This window comes from Streptomyces sp. NPDC059743 (assembly GCF_042732975.1).
Taxonomy (GTDB): Bacteria; Actinomycetota; Actinomycetes; order Streptomycetales; family Streptomycetaceae; genus Streptomyces.
On sequence record NZ_JBHWGS010000006.1, the window covers coordinates 79,716 to 95,045 of the forward strand.

Consider the following 15,330-nt stretch of genomic DNA (forward strand, 5'->3'; position numbering starts at 1 on the left):
CGCAGGAGTCTCCATGAGCGATGCCACCGAGCGCCCCGCCACCGACTCGGACGCCTGGGCGGCGGCTTGCGCCGAGGATCTGGAGGCGGAGAAGGCCCGCCGCCGCGAGACCTACGGCCCGCCGCCCGTCTCCGCCTCCGAAGAGCTGCGCAAGCTGGTCGACGCCGTCGCGGACAAGGTCTCGTCGCTGCCGGGACCGCTGTTCGGCATGGCCGCGCAGGGCGCCGTACAGCAGTTCATCAACCAGGCCAAGGCGGTCGTCGAGCCGGTCATCGAGCGCAATCCCGGAGTCTTCGACCATCTCGCCGCGGCGGGCAACGAACTGCTCGCCGCGTACCGCTCGGCGGTCGAGAGCCAGGAGGGCCGCTGGACCCGGGACTCCTCCTCCGCGCCGTCCGCCCCGGACCCGTCGTCGCTCGGCACAGACGTCCCGTACGACACGAAGAAGTCCGACGACCCCACGGACCCCAGGGACGAAGGACCTGGTCCGAGCGGTCATATCGACCTGGACTGACCTTCGGGCGCCCGCCCTCGGGTACGGTTGACCACAGCGGGGCTCGACCGAAAACTGAGGGACACATGGGACTCACCATCGGCGTCGACATCGGCGGCACGAAGATCGCGGCGGGCGTGGTCGACGAAGAGGGCACCATCCTGGAGACGCACAAGGTGCCCACCCCGCCGACCGCCGAGGGCATCGTGGACGCGATCTGCGCCGCGGTCTCCGGCGCCGGCGAGGGACACCAGATCGAGGCGGTCGGTATCGGTGCCGCCGGATACGTGGACGACAAGCGCGCCACCGTCCTCTTCGCGCCCAATATCAACTGGCGCCATGAACCGCTCAAGGACAAGGTCGAGCAGCGGGTCGGCCTGCCGGTCGTCGTGGAGAACGACGCCAACGCCGCCGCGTGGGGCGAGTACAAGTTCGGCGCCGGACAGGGCCATGACGACGTCATCTGCATCACGCTCGGCACCGGGCTCGGCGGCGGCATCATCATCGGCAACAAGCTGCGCCGTGGCCGCTTCGGTGTGGCGGCCGAGTTCGGTCATATCCGGGTGGTGCCGGACGGTCTGCTCTGCGGCTGCGGCAGCCAGGGATGCTGGGAGCAGTACGCGTCCGGGCGCGCCCTCGTCCGGTACGCCCGCCAGCGCGCCAACGCGACGCCCGAGAACGCGGAGATCCTGCTCGGTCTCGGCGACGGCACCGCGGACGGCATAGAAGGCCGGCACATCAGCTCCGCGGCCCGCGCCGGCGACCCGGTGGCCATCGACTCCTTCCGTGAACTGGCCCGTTGGGCCGGCGCCGGTCTCGCCGATCTGGCCTCGCTCTTCGATCCGTCCGCGTTCATCGTCGGCGGCGGTGTCTCCGACGAGGGCGAGCTGGTCCTCGACCCGATCCGGAAGTCCTTCCGGCGCTGGCTGATCGGCGGCGAGTGGCGTCCGCACGCCCAGGTGCTCGCGGCCCAACTGGGCGGCGAGGCGGGCCTGGTGGGCGCCGCGGACCTGGCCCGCCAGGGCTGACGCGCGGCTTACGCGCTTTCGCGCTTCCGCGCATGGACCTACGCGCCCGCCGCACCCGACGTGGGTACGGCGGGCGCGGTGCCGACCAAGAGCCGTCGGACGGACTCCCGTATCTTGTGGGCATGGCGATGTCCCCGTTGCCCGACTCCCTTACCGAGCCGGACGGTTCGGCCGTGGTCCGGGTGCTCAGTTACAACGTCCGGTCGATGCGTGACGACCGTGAGGCGCTGGTCCGGGTGATCCGGGCCTGTGCGCCCGATCTGGTCTTCATCCAGGAAGCGCCGAGATTCTTCCGCTGGCGCAAGCGCGCCGCCTGGCTGGCCGCGCGGACCGGTCTCGTGGTGCTGAGCGGCGGCGCCACCGCGGCCGGGCCACTACTGCTCTGCTCGCTGCGCGCCACGGTCGAGCGGACCGAGGACATCCTGCTGCCGCTCACTCCCGGCCTGCACCGGCGCGGCTTCGCCACGGCCGTCGTACGGATCGGCCGCGCCCGAGTCGGGCTGCTGAGCTGCCACCTCAGCCTGGAGCCGGGCGAGCGGTACGCACAGGCGCGGATGCTGCTCGACCGCGTCGAGACCATGGACGTACCGAACGTGATCGCCGCCGGTGACCTCAACGACCCGCCCGACGGCCGGAGTTTCCGGCTGCTGGCCGGGGAGCTCCAGGACTGCTGGACTGCGAAGCCATGGGGCGACGAGTACACCTCCACTCCGGAGCGCCCGCATCAGCGCATCGACGCGATCTTCGCGACCGAGGGCGTCGAGATTCTGGGGTGCGGGGTGCCACGGGGCCTGCCGGGCGTGACCGAGACGGACCTGAGGACGGCCACGGACCACCTCCCGGTCCTCGCCGCGGTGCGCCTGCCGGCTTAGGGGGCCGTGGTGCGGGGGCCGTTTCGGCTCGGGCCGCGTGTTGTGTGCGGGTCGTGCCCGCTGCCGTTCATGCGCGCCTGTGGCGCGGTTCGCCTCCCGGCGCGGGGGCCGGTGCGGTGGGTGGTGCGGGTGTCGGGGCCTCCGGAGGTACATGTCCGGACGGCATGATTTACGCCGCGTGCGGGTTGTGTTGTTGTGTGCGGGTCGGTGTGCGGCACAAATCACGCTTTAGTGTCCGGACACGCACCTCCTCCGACCCCGACCCCCTCCCGCCGGTTGCCCGGCTGCGGCTCGTGCCGGGCACCTACCAAGCCCGTCCGGCGTTTGAGGACGGAACGGCCCGCCCCGGTGCCGGGCTCCCAGACGGTGGGGCCAAAATCCAGCCCGTCCGGCGTTTGAGGACGGAACAGCCCGCCCCGGTGCTGGGTGCCCGCTCGGTAGGGGCTGGCTCCTTGCCGTGCGTCGGCCGCAGGCCGGAAAACCCAGCCCGTCCGGCGTTTGAGGACGGAACCGCCCGCCCGGCGCCGGGCTTCCGCGCCGACAGGCGCGCACCGCCCACGCCGGGAGGCGGCGAGGCGGAACGTTAGACCACCGCTCCGCGGCCCGGGTCGTCGTTTTCTTCGTCGTCGTGTTTCATCCGTGCCACCAGCGTCGCGAAGCCGCCCAGGAAGCCGCCGATGCAGAGCGTCGTCAGCCACCAGGTCATGTCCCACTGGAGCAGGACCGCGACCAGCATCAGCACCGGGCCGCCGATCACCGCCAGCCAGGCGAACTTGGCCGTTACGTCGGCCTCGGGCAGCGGTGGTGGCTCCGGCGGTACGAAGTGGCCCTCGTCGCCGTCGTCGAAGTCCTCCTCGCGGGCCTCCGGCACCTCGTAGTCGCGCGGTCCGGAACCGCCGACGCCGGGCGCGAAGACGACCGAGCCGCCCAGCGTGGGCTTGCTCTCGTCGCCGTCCTTCTCCGGCGCCGGAGAAGGCACCGCCTCCGGCTCGGCTCCCGAGCCTGGGCCCGCGCCCGCGCCCGGCCCGAGGCTGTTCTTCTCGCCCTCCAGCACCGCCAGATCGTCCACCGACTTGAACGGCTTGGCGCCCGGCGGATCCGCCGGCTCCTCCCCGTACCCGGCGACGATCGCCGCCCAGGCCGCGTCCTCGTCGATCGGCTGCGGCTCCCGGTCCGCGTCATGCTCAGCCACCGCTGGTGCTCCCCTTCTGCCCGGCAATCGGAGCGAGGCGGCCGATGAACGCGAGACTCTCCTCGAAAATCCGCTCCGCGTCATGGTCCAACGTCGCCACGTGGTAGCTCTGTTCCAGCAGGACCTCACGGACATCCCGTGAAGAGACCCGGCCGAGGATCCTGGCCGAGTCGGCCGGTGGTACGACATGGTCCTGCGGACTGTGCAGCAGCAGCAACGGCTGCGTCACCTGAGGCAGCGCGCCGTCCACCAGACCGAAGAACTTCCGCAGCGAGTACGCGGCGTGCAGCGGCACCCGGTCGTAACCCAGCTCCTTCACACCCTCCTTGGCGATATCGCTCGTCAGTCCCTTGGCCGTCGGCACGAGATGGCGGACGACCGGCAGGACATGGGCAGCCGCTCCATGCATCTTGATCGCCGGGTTGACCACGACGATCCCGTCGACCGCCGGGCCGTGCTTGGCCGCGAGCCGCAGCGCCAGCGTCCCGCCCATCGACAGTCCGAGGACGAAGACCTGGCGGCACCGCTGGAGCAGCTCGCCCAGCGCCCGGTCCACCTCCGCGTACCAGTCCTGCCAGCCGGTGAGCTGCATGTCCTGCCAGCGGGTGCCGTGTCCCGGGAGCAGCGGCAGGGACACGGTGAGACCGCGCTCGGCCAGATACTCGGCCCAGGGACGCAACGACTGCGGGGAACCGGTGAATCCGTGACAGAGAAGGACGCCGACCTCGCCGCCCTCATGGCGGTACGGCTCGGCTCCAGGAAGGACCGGCACCGGGGTCTCCTGTTCGTGAGGCTCGGGAAGGTGTACTTCACCGTACGCGACCGGACCGACACCGACCAGATCCGCCCGCCCTCCATGAAGGAGAGCACGCGCCGCCCACGCGTTATGGTCTGTCCGACAGCACACAGGAGGCATTCGAGTTGATCTACGGTGCGATGAAGTTCTCCATCGGAGGCTCCCTGAAGCTTGCCTTCAGGCCCTGGGTGGAGGGTCTTGAGAACGTTCCCGCCGAGGGCCCCGCGATCCTCGCCAGCAACCATCTCTCCTTCTCCGACTCGTTCTTCCTGCCGGCCGTGCTCGACCGCAAGGTGACTTTTATCGCCAAGGCCGAGTACTTCAACTCGCCCGGTCTCAAGGGCAGGCTGACCGCCGCCTTCTTCAAGGGCGTCGGACAGCTCCCGGTGGACCGCTCGGGCGGACGCGGCGCGGGCGAGGCCGCGATCCAGAGCGGGATCAAGGTCCTGGAGCGCGGTGAACTCTTCGGTATCTACCCGGAGGGCACCCGCTCGCCCGACGGCCGGCTCTACCGTGGCAAGCCCGGTGGTCTGGCGCGCGTGGCACTGGCGTCCGGCGCGCCCGTCATCCCGGTCGCCATGATCGACACCGAGAAGATCCAGCCGCCCGGCAAGGTGGTGCCCAAGCTGATGCGCCCGGGCATAAGGATCGGCAAGCCGCTGGACTTCAGCCGCTACCAGGGCATGGAGGGCGACCGCTTCATCCTGCGCTCGGTGACCGACGAGGTCATGTACGAGATCATGAAGCTGTCCGGCCAGGAGTATGTCGACATCTACGCGACGGCGGCCAAGCGCCAACTCGCCGAAGAGGCAAAGGCGGCGGGAACCGGCGGCGAGTGATCCACGAGGAGCGGGATCCACGACCGGATCCACGATGGGGGAGGGACCGATCGACCGTCGGTACGGGTTCACGGCGCCCTGGAGGCGCGGCGGACCGCAGAAGGACAGACGTATGTCGGTCGAGCAGCCGCTCTGGCGGGCGCTGACCGCCTACCGGCCGCTCACCATGGTCTACGCGGTACTGATCTTCTTCTTCGAACGCGACCGGTTCGAACGCCCTTGGGTGGCCGAGGCGTTCCTCGCGTTCCTGGCCGTCTGGACGATCGTCACGCTGCCCAGAGTGGCGAACGCGGTGAACTGCACCAAGCGCTTCCTGGTCGCCGATCTCACCGTCGCCCTCACCGGCATCCTGCTCACGCCGCTCGCCGACGTACACGCCCAGAGCGTCGACGGCCCTACGCTGCCGTCGATATGGACCGCGGGCTCGGTCCTCGCCTTCGCGATCAAGGGCGGCTGGCGCTGGGCCGCCGTCGCCTCCTCCTTCGTCGCCGCGGCCAACCTCGTGGAACGCGCCCATCCCAGCCGGGACACCCTCCACAATGTGCTGCTCGTCTGGGTCGCCTCCATCGCCATCGGATATGTCGTGGAGGTCGCCCGCGCCTCCGAACGCACTCTCGCCCGCGCCCTGGAGATCGAGGCCGCGACCCGTGAACGCGAACGGCTGGCCCGGGACATCCATGACAGCGTGCTCCAGGTGCTGGCGATGGTGCAGCGGCGCGGTACGGCGATCGGCGGCGAGGCCGCGGAGCTGGGCCGGCTGGCGGGCGAGCAGGAGATCGCCCTGCGCACGCTGGTCTCCAGCGGACTCGTGCCCACCGTCCGTACCTCCACGGAATCCACGCCGGCGCCCGCCGATTCCGGCCCTTGTGATCTGCGCTCGCTGCTCGCGCCGTACACCGGCCCGAAGGTCACCTTCGCCGAGCCGGGCGCGCCCGTCCTGCTGGAGCCCACGGCGGCCGGCGAACTGGCGGCGGCGGTCGGCGCGGCCCTGGACAATGTCCGCGAGCACGCGGGCCCGGACGCCCGCGCCTGGATCCTGGTCGAGGACTGGCCGGACGAGGTGATCGTGACCGTCAGGGACGACGGCCCGGGCATCCCGGACGGCAGACTCGCCCAGGCCGAGGTCGAGGGACGGCTCGGTGTGGCCCTCTCGATCCGCGGCCGGCTACGGGAGTTGGGCGGCAGCGCCGAGCTGGTCTCGATGCCGGGACAGGGCACGGAAGTCGAGTTGAGAGTTCCACGGGTACGGGGGAAGGCGGAGCGATGAGCGAGCGGCACGAGGCGGAGACGGTCAGGGTGATGGTCGTCGACGACCATCCGATGTGGCGGGACGCCGTCGCCCGCGATCTGGAGGCGGCCGGCTTCGAGGTGGTCGCGACCGCCGGCGACGGCCCGCAGGCGGTACGCCGCGCCACGGCGACCACTCCGCGCGTGCTCGTCCTGGACCTCAATCTCCCTGGTATGCCGGGAGTTCAGGTCTGCAAGGAGCTGGTCGGCTCCCTTCCCGGACTCCGCGTGCTGGTGCTCTCCGCGAGCGGCGAGCACGCCGATGTCCTGGAGGCGGTGAAGTCCGGCGCCACCGGCTATCTGCTCAAGTCGGCCAGTACGGAAGAGCTGATCGGCGCCGTACGCCGCACGGCCGCGGGCGATCCGGTCTTCACTCCCGGACTCGCGGGCCTGGTGCTGGGCGAATACCGCAGACTCGCCTCGGAGCCCGCGCCCGCCGCCTCGGACGAGCAGGGAGCGCCCAGGCTGACCGAGCGCGAGACCGAGGTACTGCGGCTGGTCGCCAAGGGACTCTCGTACAAACAGATCGCCGAACGCCTCGTCATCTCGCACCGCACCGTCCAGAACCATGTGCAGAACACCCTCGGCAAGCTCCAGCTGCACAACCGCGTCGAGCTGGTCCGTTACGCGATCGAGCGCGGCCTCGACGACGCCTGACCGCTCCGTCCGGGACAGATCCGTACAACCATCTCCGTCCGCCCTCTGGTGGAACCCAATCCCTCCTGCGCACCATGCCGGAGTGACCTGAGTCACTCTGCCTGTGGCCCGGGTGCCCCACCGACGGCGAAGGGAAGTGTTTTCCATGCGAGTCGGAGTGCTGACCGGGGGCGGCGACTGCCCCGGGCTGAACGCGGTCATCCGCGCCATCGTGCGCAAGGGCGTTCAGGAGTACGGCTATGAGTTCACCGGATTCAGGGACGGCTGGCGCGGGCCGCTCGAGGGCGACACCGTACGGCTCGACATCCCCGCGGTACGCGGCATCCTGCCGCGCGGCGGCACCATCCTCGGCTCCTCGCGCACCAATCCGCTCAAGGCCGAGGACGGTGTCCGCCGGATCAGGGAGAACCTCGCCGCGCACCAGGTCGACGCGCTCATCGTGATCGGCGGCGAGGACACGCTCGGCGTCGCGGCACGGCTCTCCGACGAGTTCGGCGTCTCCTGCGTCGGAGTGCCCAAGACGATCGACAACGACCTCTCCGCCACCGACTACACCTTCGGCTTCGACACCGCGGTCGGTATCGCCACCGAGGCCATCGACCGGCTGCACACCACCGCCGAATCCCATATGCGCGTCCTGGTCTGCGAGGTGATGGGCCGTCACGCGGGCTGGATAGCCCTGCACTCGGGCCTCGCCGGCGGCGCGAACGTCATACTGATCCCCGAGCAGCGCTTCGACGTCGACCAGGTCTGCGCCTGGGTGACCTCGCGCTTCAAGGCCTCGTACGCGCCGATCGTGGTGGTCGCGGAGGGCGCGATGCCCAAGGACGGCGACCTCGTCCTCAAGGACGGCACGCTGGACTCCTTCGGCCATGTCCGGCTGTCGGGCGTCGGCGAATGGCTGGCCAAGGAGATCGAACGCCGCACGGGCAAGGAGGCCCGAACCACGGTCCTCGGCCACGTCCAGCGCGGCGGCACCCCGAGCGCCTTCGACCGCTGGCTGGCCACGCGCTTCGGCCTGCACGCGATCGAGGCGGTGCGGGACGGAGACTTCGGCCGAATGGTGGCGCTGCGGGGGACGGACATCATACGGGTCCCGATGTCGGAGGCGACGGCGCAACTCAAAACGGTGGAGCCGGCGTTGTACGCGGAGGCGGGGGTCTTCTTCGGCTAGCTGATTTTTCCGGCCTGCGGCCGGGGCGCGATGGGGCGGGCCCCTACCGAGTGGGAGCCCGGAGCCGGGGCTGGCCGTTCCGTCCTCAATCGCCGGACGGGCTGGATATGCGGCCTGCGGCCGGAGTACGGCAAGGAGCTGGACCCTACCGAGCGGGCACCCGGAGCCGGGGCCGGCCGTTCCGTCCTCAATCGCCGGACGGGCTGGGTGGGTGCCCGGCACGAGCTGCGGAGGGCGTGCGGCGGGAGGGGGGCGGGGTCGGAGGAGGTGCGTGTCCGGACACTAAAGCGTGATTTGTGCCGCACACGAAGCCTGTACCCGACAGCCGGTCCGCACGCGGCGTAAATCATGCCGTCCGGACATGTACCTCCGGAGTGCCCCGACACCCGCACCCACCACCGCACCGGCCCCCGCGCCGCAGGCGCGCACCGCACCCCGGCCGGCAAAACCCAGCCCGTCCGGCGATTGAGGACGGAACCGCCAACCCCGTCATCGGATGCCCGTCCGGCAAGGGCCGGCCCAGCCGCGCCACCGGCCGCAGGCCGGAAAAACAAGCCCGTCCGGCGATTGAGGACAACGGCACCGGCCCCCCGCCGGGAGGCTTACACCCCCCGCACCCCCACCCGCATCGCGTGCCCCAGCAGCTCCCCCACAACCGCCCGCCCATTCAACGTCAGCACCGACTCCGGGTGGAACTGCACCGACGCGAACCCGGCGCCTCTCAGCGCGTGCACCTCTCCGCTCGCGTCGCGGCTCACCTCCACGCCGTGGGCGCCCAGTTCCTCCGCCGTCTCGTCGTCGCAGTGCGCCGTGAAGCTGTTGTAGAAGCCGACCGTCTCCGGGCGCCCGAAGAGATCGATCCGGGTCTGCGCGCCCTGGTACGGGACGCGCTTGCGTACCGTCTCCAGGCCCAGTTCCGACGCGATCAGCTCATGCCCGAGGCAGACGCCGAGCAGCCCGTGCCGCCGCTCGCGGAGGAGTTGCGCCGCAAGTCCGCGCAGCAGCCGCATCTTCGGGTCGGCGAGGTCCGACGGGTCGCCGGGGCCGGGGCCCAGTACGACCGGGCCGCCGTGTGCGAGCGCGGCCTTCCGCAGGTCCGGCTCGTCGTAGCGCCGTACCGTCACCTCCAGGCCCGCCGACCGCAGCAGATACGCGAGCATCGCCGTGAATGTGTCCTCGCCGTCCACGACCAGCGCGTGCCCGCTGAGCGTCGCCGGACCGGTCCGCATCCGCAGCCAGAACGGCGCGAGATCCGCGCGCCGCGCGTCCAGCGCCGCCCGTACTCGCGGGTCGTCGGCGAGCTGTGGCCGCCCGGACTCGGCGCGCGGCCGGCCCGGACGTACGCCGAGGGCCGCCAGCACAGCCGCCGCCTTGGCGTGCGTCTCGGCGACCTCGCCCTCCGGACGGGAGTGCCGTACGAGCGTCGCGCCGACCGGCACCCGCAGCCCGCCGTCGCGGTCGATGTCGGCGGTACGGATCACGATGGGCGAGTCGAGAGTCTGCGCGCCGCCCGCGTCCCGCCCGATGAGCGCGAGCGCGCCGCCGTAGTAGCCGCGCCCGCCGGACTCATGGCGTTCGATGACACGGCAGGCGTTCTGCACCGGCGAGCCGGTGACCGTCGCCGCGAACATCGTCTCCCTGAGCACCTCGCGCACATCGAGCGAGGACCGCCCGCGCAGTTCGTACTCGGTGTGCGCGAGATGCGCCATCTCCTTGAGCCGAGGACCGATCACGACACCGCCACGGTCGCCGACGGTGCACATCATCTTCAGCTCCTCGTCCACGACCATGGAGAGCTCCTCGGTCTCCTTGCGGTCGGCGAGGAAGTCCAGCAGTGCCTCCGGCGACGGGCCCTCGGGCGGATAGCGGAAGGTCCCGCTGATCGGATTCATCACGACCGTCCCGCCGCTCATCCGGACATGGACCTCGGGACTGGCCCCGACGAGCGTGCGCTCGCCGGTGTGGACGGCAAAGGTCCAGTACGCGCCTCGCTCACCGGCGAGCAGCCGCCGGAAGAGGGCGAGCGCGTCGGCCCTGGAGAAGCCCGGGATCCGGCCCTCGAAGGTGCGCCGGACGACGGAGTTCGCTCCCTCGCCACGGCCGATCTCGTCCTCGATCACCTGCCGGACGATCTCCGCGTACCGCTCGTCGTCAAGATCGAACGCGCCGTCCTCGACGCGTACCTCATGGGCGGGCAGCCGGTCGAGCACCTCGGCGAGCGGCAGTTCGTACGTTTCGTCCGCCACCAGCACGGACAGTGGCGTCCCGTCGTCCCGTACGTCGAAGCCGCGCTCCCTGATCTGCCGGAACGGCACCAGGGCCAGCGAGATCCCGTCACCGGCCGGGAGATCCGCGAGCCGGGCGGCCTCGTGCACGGATCCGATCAGCAGCTCCACGGTGTCGTGGTCGCGGCCCGGAGTGCGGCGGCGCAGCAGGGCGAAGGGCGGGCCGTCGTCGTGCGACAGCCGGTCGAGCGGATGACCGGGACGGTCAAGTGGATGACCGGGACGGTCGAGCGGACGGTGAGGACGGTCGAGCGGAGTGCGGGGCATCTGCGGTGTTCCTTCCGGAGAGGAGGAACGGCCGCTTCTTCCCGGGCCCGCCGTCGGCCCGGACAAGACTGAAGGCCGCCCCTCGGGCGGCCTTCGCGATTCGTGGTGCGCGCTGAATCAGTGGGCCGCCGGACGAGCGGTCCACCACCAGGTCTGATTCGAAAGCGCGAACATGACCGGCACCATAGCGCATCCGCCGAGAGCGCCGGGACGCATCCGCCGCGGGCGCCGGGAGCGCAAGGTTCATGTTCCATACTCTGAGAGCCGCCCGTGCGACAGCGCCCGACCACGTAATCTTGGGCGCGTGACAGTGAACGCTGAGAATCCCGCGACCTATGAGCCGTCCTGGAGAGACCTTCCCGCTGCGCAGCAGCCGGAGTATCCGGACCGGGACGCCCTGCGTGGGGTCGTGGCGGAGCTGGAGAGCTATCCGCCGCTGGTCTTCGCGGGCGAGTGCGACCAGTTGCGTGCGCGGCTGGGCGCCGTCGCCAAGGGCGAGGCGTTTCTGCTTCAGGGCGGTGACTGTGCGGAGGCCTTCGACGCGGTCTCGGCGGATCAGATCCGTAACAAGCTGAAGACGCTGCTTCAGATGGGCGCCGTCCTCACCTACGCCGCTTCGGTGCCGGTGGTGAAGGTCGGCCGGATCGCCGGGCAGTACTCGAAGCCGCGTTCCAAGAGCACCGAGACGCGGGACGGTGTGACGCTGCCGACGTACCGTGGTGACTCGGTGAACGGCTTCGACTTCGACGAGAAGGCCCGGATCCCGGATCCGGAGCGGCTGAAGCGGATGTACCACGCGTCGGCGGCGACGCTCAATCTCGTACGCGCCTTCACCACGGGCGGTTACGCGGATCTGCGTCAGGTGCATGCCTGGAATCAGGACTTCGTCAAGTCGTCGCCGTCGGGGCAGCGTTACGAGCAGCTGGCGCGGGAGATCGACAACGCGCTGAACTTCATGAAGGCGGCGGGCACCGATCCGGCGGAGTTCCGTACGGTCGAGTTCTACTCCTCGCACGAGGCGCTGCTGCTGGACTACGAGTCGGCGCTGACGCGGGTCGACTCGCGTACGGGCGGGCTGTACGACGTGTCCGGGCACATGGTGTGGATCGGTGAGCGGACGCGTCAACTGGACGGTGCGCATATCGAGTTCGCGTCGAGGATCAACAATCCCATCGGGATCAAGCTCGGTCCGACGACGACGGTGGACGAGGCGCTCACCTATGTCGACCGGCTGGATCCCGAGCGTGAGCCGGGCCGGCTGACCTTCATCGTGCGGATGGGTGCGGACAAGGTGAGGGACAAGCTGCCCGAGCTGGTGGAGAAGGTGACCGCGTCGGGTGCGGTGGTGGCGTGGGTGACGGATCCGATGCACGGCAACACCTTCGAGGCGGCCTCCGGACACAAGACCCGGCGTTTTGATGATGTGCTGGACGAGGTGAAGGGCTTCTTCGAGGTCCACAAGGGCCTGGGCACGCATCCGGGCGGTATCCATGTCGAGCTGACCGGTGACGATGTCACCGAGTGCGTCGGCGGCGGCGACGAGATCTTCGTGGACGATCTGCATCAGCGCTACGAGACGGCCTGCGACCCGCGCCTCAACCGCAGCCAGTCCCTCGACCTGGCCTTCCTCGTCGCCGAGATGTACCGCGACCAGTAGGGCCGACCGCGACCAGTAGGGCCGGCCGGGCACTTTCAGTGAGGCGTACGACACGGTGGGGCGTGGATCGATGTGATCCGCGCCCCATCGGTGCTTTTCGGGCTTTTGCGGGCCGAGGGCGACAGCTAAGGTTAGGTTCACCTCACCGACTGGCGGGGTGGCCCGATCGATGAACCCGCCCGGGAGGTGAACCGCGTGTACGTCTGCTCCTGCTTCGGCATCACCGAGACAGAGGTGAAGGCACACGCGGACGCCGGTGCGTGCACTCCTCGCCAGATCGCGTCGGCCAGCAAGGCGGGCACCGACTGCGGCTCCTGCGTACGCCGTATCCAGTCGATCCTCGGACGCGGCGGCTGCCCGCGCCGTGAACTGCTCGACGGACGTGCTCCCGCGCTCGCCGAACCGGCGGCCCTGGAGGCCCTGGAGGCCACGCCCGTATCCATGGCCTCTGTCCCGGTCCCGGCGGCCTTGCGCAAGGCCGCCTAGGCAAGGCTGCTCAGGGCTGAGCCTAGTGCCGATCGCCCGAGCCTGAGCTGTCCGTGTGGTCCCATCGGCTGTCCTGGTCGCCGTCCGGCTGCTCGATCACCTGCGCGATATAGAGCGCCTCGCCCAGCTTCTCGACCAGATCGAGCTGGGTGTCGAGATAGTCGATGTGGTGCTCCTCGTCCGCCAGGATCGATTCGAAGATCCTCTTCGATGTGTGGTCCCCCTTGGCCCGCATGACCTCGATCCCGCGCTTGAGCCGGTCGATCGCCTCCACCTCGACCTCGCGGTCGGCCCGGAACATCTCCGTCACGGTCTGGCCCACCCGTACATGGAAGAGCCGCTGGTAGTTGGGCAGGGCCTCCAGGAAGAGAATCCGGTCGGTGAGCAGTTCGGCATGCCTCATCTCGTCGAACGACTCGGCCCGGGTGTACTTCGCGAGCTTCGTCCAGCCGAAGTTCTCCTGCATCTTCGCGTGCAGAAAGTACTGGTTGATCGCGGTCAGTTCGCCGGTGAGCTGCTCATTGAGGAACTCGATGACCTCGGGATCGCCCTGCATCGCAGAGACTCCTTCCTGGCGGGTGACGGGGCAGAATGCGCGCATCCTGACACCGAGGCCAGGATCCGTCCAGTAAGTACATGCTTAGCAGGAATTGCCCGAATCGGTCCCGACCTGGTCATGACCACCCTTCCCCGTCTGTCACCATGGAAGGCATGGGTCAGCCGGAGAGCCGGGAGTATCGAGAGCCGGAGCAGGCCGAGCTACCACCGGGGCAGCGCTTGCAGCGCGGCTGGCCGGTGACCCATTACGGACCCGTACCGCGGTTCAAGCCGGACCGCTGGGAATTCCGGGTCTTCGGCGCCACCGCGGACGGTGACAAGCGCTGCTGGAACCACGACGAGTTCTCGGCGCTGCCGTTCTCCACCGTCGTCGCGGATCTGCACTGTGTGACGAAGTTCAGCATGGTGGGAGCCGAATGGGGCGGTGTGCCCGCCCGTACGCTCCTGGATCTGGCGCCGCCCGCGTCGGCCGTGACCCATGTGATGGTCTGGGCGGAGTACGGCTACAGCTCCAATCTGCGGCTCGCCGACTTCGTGTCCGACCGTACGATCTTCGCCACCCACAAGGACGGTGAGCTGCTCACCGCCGAACACGGTTTTCCGGTCCGGCTCGTCGTTCCGCATCTGTACGCCTGGAAGGGACCCAAGTGGGTCCGGGGCGTGGAGTACATGACCGCCGACCGCCGTGGCTTCTGGGAGGAGCGCGGCTATCACAATGTCGGCGATCCGTGGGGCGAACAGCGCTACTCCTACCAGGAGCTGCCGGGCGACGGTCCGGAGCTGTAGCCGGTCCGGGTCGGCAGGTCTGGCCGGCTGGCCCGTCCGGTCCGGTCCGTCCGGCTTCGGATCAGCGGTCGCGCAGCTTCTTCAGCAGCCGTATGTCCGCCGCCTGCCCTTCCTTGCCGCCCGGTGTCTCGATCACCAGCGGTACGTTCTCGGTCGCCGGATGCGAGAACAGCTCACCGAACGGCTCCTCGCCGATCTGCCCTGCGCCGATATTGACGTGCCGGTCCTTGTGCGCGCCGACGACATCCTTGGAGTCATTGGCGTGGATCAGCTTGAGCCGGCCCTCGCCGACCGTGTCCACCAGCAGATCCAGTGTCTGCCGCATACCGTGCGGTCCCGCGAGATCGTGCCCGGCCGCGAAGACATGGCAGGTGTCCAGACAGATGCCCAGCTTGGGATGCGAGTCGAGCGCCTCGAAGTACGGGCCGAAGTCCCAGGTCCGCGAACAGATCGAGAAGCCCTGCCCGGCCGTGGACTCCAGCAGCAGGAACGGATCGTCGTCATGGGTCAGCTCGTCCAGCAGCGGCAGCATCCGCTCCCGTACCTGCGCGAGCGCCACCTCGCGGGTACGGCCGCCGGTCGCCGAGCCCGTATGCACCACGACGCCCAGCGCGCCGATCTCCCGGCCTCTGCGCAGGCTGTGCCGCAGGGACGCCACCGACTGCTCGGCGGTCGCCTCGGTGTGCGAGCCGAAGTTGATCAGATACGGAGCGTGCACATACGCCGTGATTCCCTCGGCCGCGCACTCCGCGCGGAACCGCTCGTCCTGCGCCGGATTCCCGATGGGCGTCGCCCAGCCGCGCGGATTGGCGACAAAGACCTGAACGGTCTCGGCGTCCAGCTCACGCGCGTACGTCAGACCGGTCGCGGCGAGGCCGCCGGCCACGGGGACATGGCTGCCGACAGGGTTGCGCAGGGTGGGCAGGCGCAGGGTGGGCAGGCGCATGGTGGAC

General features: G+C 69.8%; 16 protein-coding genes. 10 read left to right on the forward strand and 6 right to left on the reverse strand.

Annotated features, from left to right (window positions below):
• The first annotated feature begins 13 nt into the window (after window positions 1–13).
• The 3 genes from ACFV6H_RS12940 (at window position 14) to ACFV6H_RS12950 (ending at window position 2,393) form a co-directional block, all read left to right on the forward strand.
• Entirely contained in the window at window positions 14–514 is a 501-nt protein-coding gene (locus tag ACFV6H_RS12940; RefSeq protein WP_093602529.1) for a DUF5304 domain-containing protein, read from the forward strand.
• A gap of 65 nt (window positions 515–579) precedes the next feature.
• Entirely contained in the window at window positions 580–1,521 is a 942-nt protein-coding gene (locus ACFV6H_RS12945) for an ROK family glucokinase (protein ID WP_066953974.1), read from the forward strand.
• Window positions 1,522–1,643: 122 nt separating this feature from the next.
• The gene (locus tag ACFV6H_RS12950; protein WP_385541155.1) at window positions 1,644–2,393 is read left to right on the forward strand and encodes an endonuclease/exonuclease/phosphatase family protein; all 750 of its coding nucleotides are present in this window, start codon (window positions 1,644–1,646) and stop codon (window positions 2,391–2,393) included.
• A 583-nt stretch (window positions 2,394–2,976) separates the two neighbouring features.
• On the opposite strand, the gene ACFV6H_RS12955 is transcribed toward ACFV6H_RS12950, so the two are convergent.
• On the reverse strand, window positions 2,977–3,585 hold the full coding sequence (locus ACFV6H_RS12955) for a hypothetical protein (RefSeq protein ID WP_385541157.1): 609 nt from the start codon (window positions 3,583–3,585) through the stop codon (window positions 2,977–2,979).
• Window positions 3,578–4,357 (reverse strand): alpha/beta hydrolase, encoded by a 780-nt coding sequence (locus ACFV6H_RS12960; protein ID WP_385541159.1) that lies wholly within the window; start codon window positions 4,355–4,357, stop codon window positions 3,578–3,580. The genes ACFV6H_RS12955 and ACFV6H_RS12960 overlap by 8 nt, the downstream gene beginning before the upstream one ends.
• Before the next feature lie 149 nt (window positions 4,358–4,506).
• Here ACFV6H_RS12960 and ACFV6H_RS12965 point away from each other — a divergent pair, with 149 nt between their 5' ends.
• The 4 genes from ACFV6H_RS12965 (at window position 4,507) to ACFV6H_RS12980 (ending at window position 8,338) form a co-directional block, all read left to right on the forward strand.
• On the forward strand, window positions 4,507–5,220 hold the full coding sequence (locus ACFV6H_RS12965) for a 1-acyl-sn-glycerol-3-phosphate acyltransferase (protein WP_093593646.1): 714 nt from the start codon (window positions 4,507–4,509) through the stop codon (window positions 5,218–5,220).
• 112 nt (window positions 5,221–5,332) lie between these two features.
• Window positions 5,333–6,487 (forward strand): MacS family sensor histidine kinase, encoded by a 1,155-nt coding sequence (macS, locus tag ACFV6H_RS12970; protein WP_385541162.1) that lies wholly within the window; start codon window positions 5,333–5,335, stop codon window positions 6,485–6,487.
• Window positions 6,484–7,164 carry a response regulator gene (locus ACFV6H_RS12975; RefSeq protein ID WP_385541164.1) on the forward strand — a complete coding sequence of 227 codons (681 nt, stop codon included), beginning with the start codon at window positions 6,484–6,486 and terminating at the stop codon, window positions 7,162–7,164. Before macS ends, ACFV6H_RS12975 begins: the two co-directional genes overlap by 4 nt.
• Before the next feature lie 145 nt (window positions 7,165–7,309).
• Complete coding sequence (locus tag ACFV6H_RS12980; protein WP_385541166.1) at window positions 7,310–8,338, forward strand: 6-phosphofructokinase; 1,029 nt, start codon at window positions 7,310–7,312, stop codon at window positions 8,336–8,338.
• A 602-nt stretch (window positions 8,339–8,940) separates the two neighbouring features.
• Here ACFV6H_RS12980 and ACFV6H_RS12985 read toward each other — a convergent pair.
• Both ACFV6H_RS12985 and ACFV6H_RS12990 read right to left on the reverse strand, forming a co-directional pair.
• Window positions 8,941–10,890, reverse strand: a complete 1,950-nt coding sequence (locus ACFV6H_RS12985; protein WP_385541168.1) for an anthranilate synthase family protein — start codon at window positions 10,888–10,890, stop codon at window positions 8,941–8,943.
• A gap of 117 nt (window positions 10,891–11,007) precedes the next feature.
• Complete coding sequence (locus ACFV6H_RS12990) at window positions 11,008–11,106, reverse strand: trp operon leader peptide (RefSeq protein WP_107469211.1); 99 nt, start codon at window positions 11,104–11,106, stop codon at window positions 11,008–11,010.
• A gap of 88 nt (window positions 11,107–11,194) precedes the next feature.
• Here ACFV6H_RS12990 and ACFV6H_RS12995 point away from each other — a divergent pair, with 88 nt between their 5' ends.
• A complete protein-coding gene (locus tag ACFV6H_RS12995; protein ID WP_384979908.1) occupies window positions 11,195–12,547 on the forward strand; it encodes a class II 3-deoxy-7-phosphoheptulonate synthase in 1,353 nt (450 codons plus the stop codon).
• A gap of 186 nt (window positions 12,548–12,733) precedes the next feature.
• Entirely contained in the window at window positions 12,734–13,033 is a 300-nt protein-coding gene (locus ACFV6H_RS13000) for a bacterioferritin-associated ferredoxin (RefSeq protein ID WP_384792701.1), read from the forward strand.
• Window positions 13,034–13,055: 22 nt separating this feature from the next.
• Here the strand turns inward: ACFV6H_RS13000 and bfr are convergent, their stop codons facing one another.
• On the reverse strand, window positions 13,056–13,589 hold the full coding sequence (gene bfr / locus ACFV6H_RS13005; RefSeq protein WP_093602315.1) for a bacterioferritin: 534 nt from the start codon (window positions 13,587–13,589) through the stop codon (window positions 13,056–13,058).
• A gap of 155 nt (window positions 13,590–13,744) precedes the next feature.
• On the opposite strand from bfr, the gene ACFV6H_RS13010 reads away from it, so the two are divergent.
• On the forward strand, window positions 13,745–14,377 hold the full coding sequence (locus ACFV6H_RS13010) for a sulfite oxidase-like oxidoreductase (RefSeq protein WP_385541171.1): 633 nt from the start codon (window positions 13,745–13,747) through the stop codon (window positions 14,375–14,377).
• A gap of 61 nt (window positions 14,378–14,438) precedes the next feature.
• Here the strand turns inward: ACFV6H_RS13010 and ACFV6H_RS13015 are convergent, their stop codons facing one another.
• Complete coding sequence (locus ACFV6H_RS13015; protein ID WP_385541173.1) at window positions 14,439–15,323, reverse strand: deoxyribonuclease IV; 885 nt, start codon at window positions 15,321–15,323, stop codon at window positions 14,439–14,441.
• Window positions 15,324–15,330: the final 7 nt, after the last annotated feature.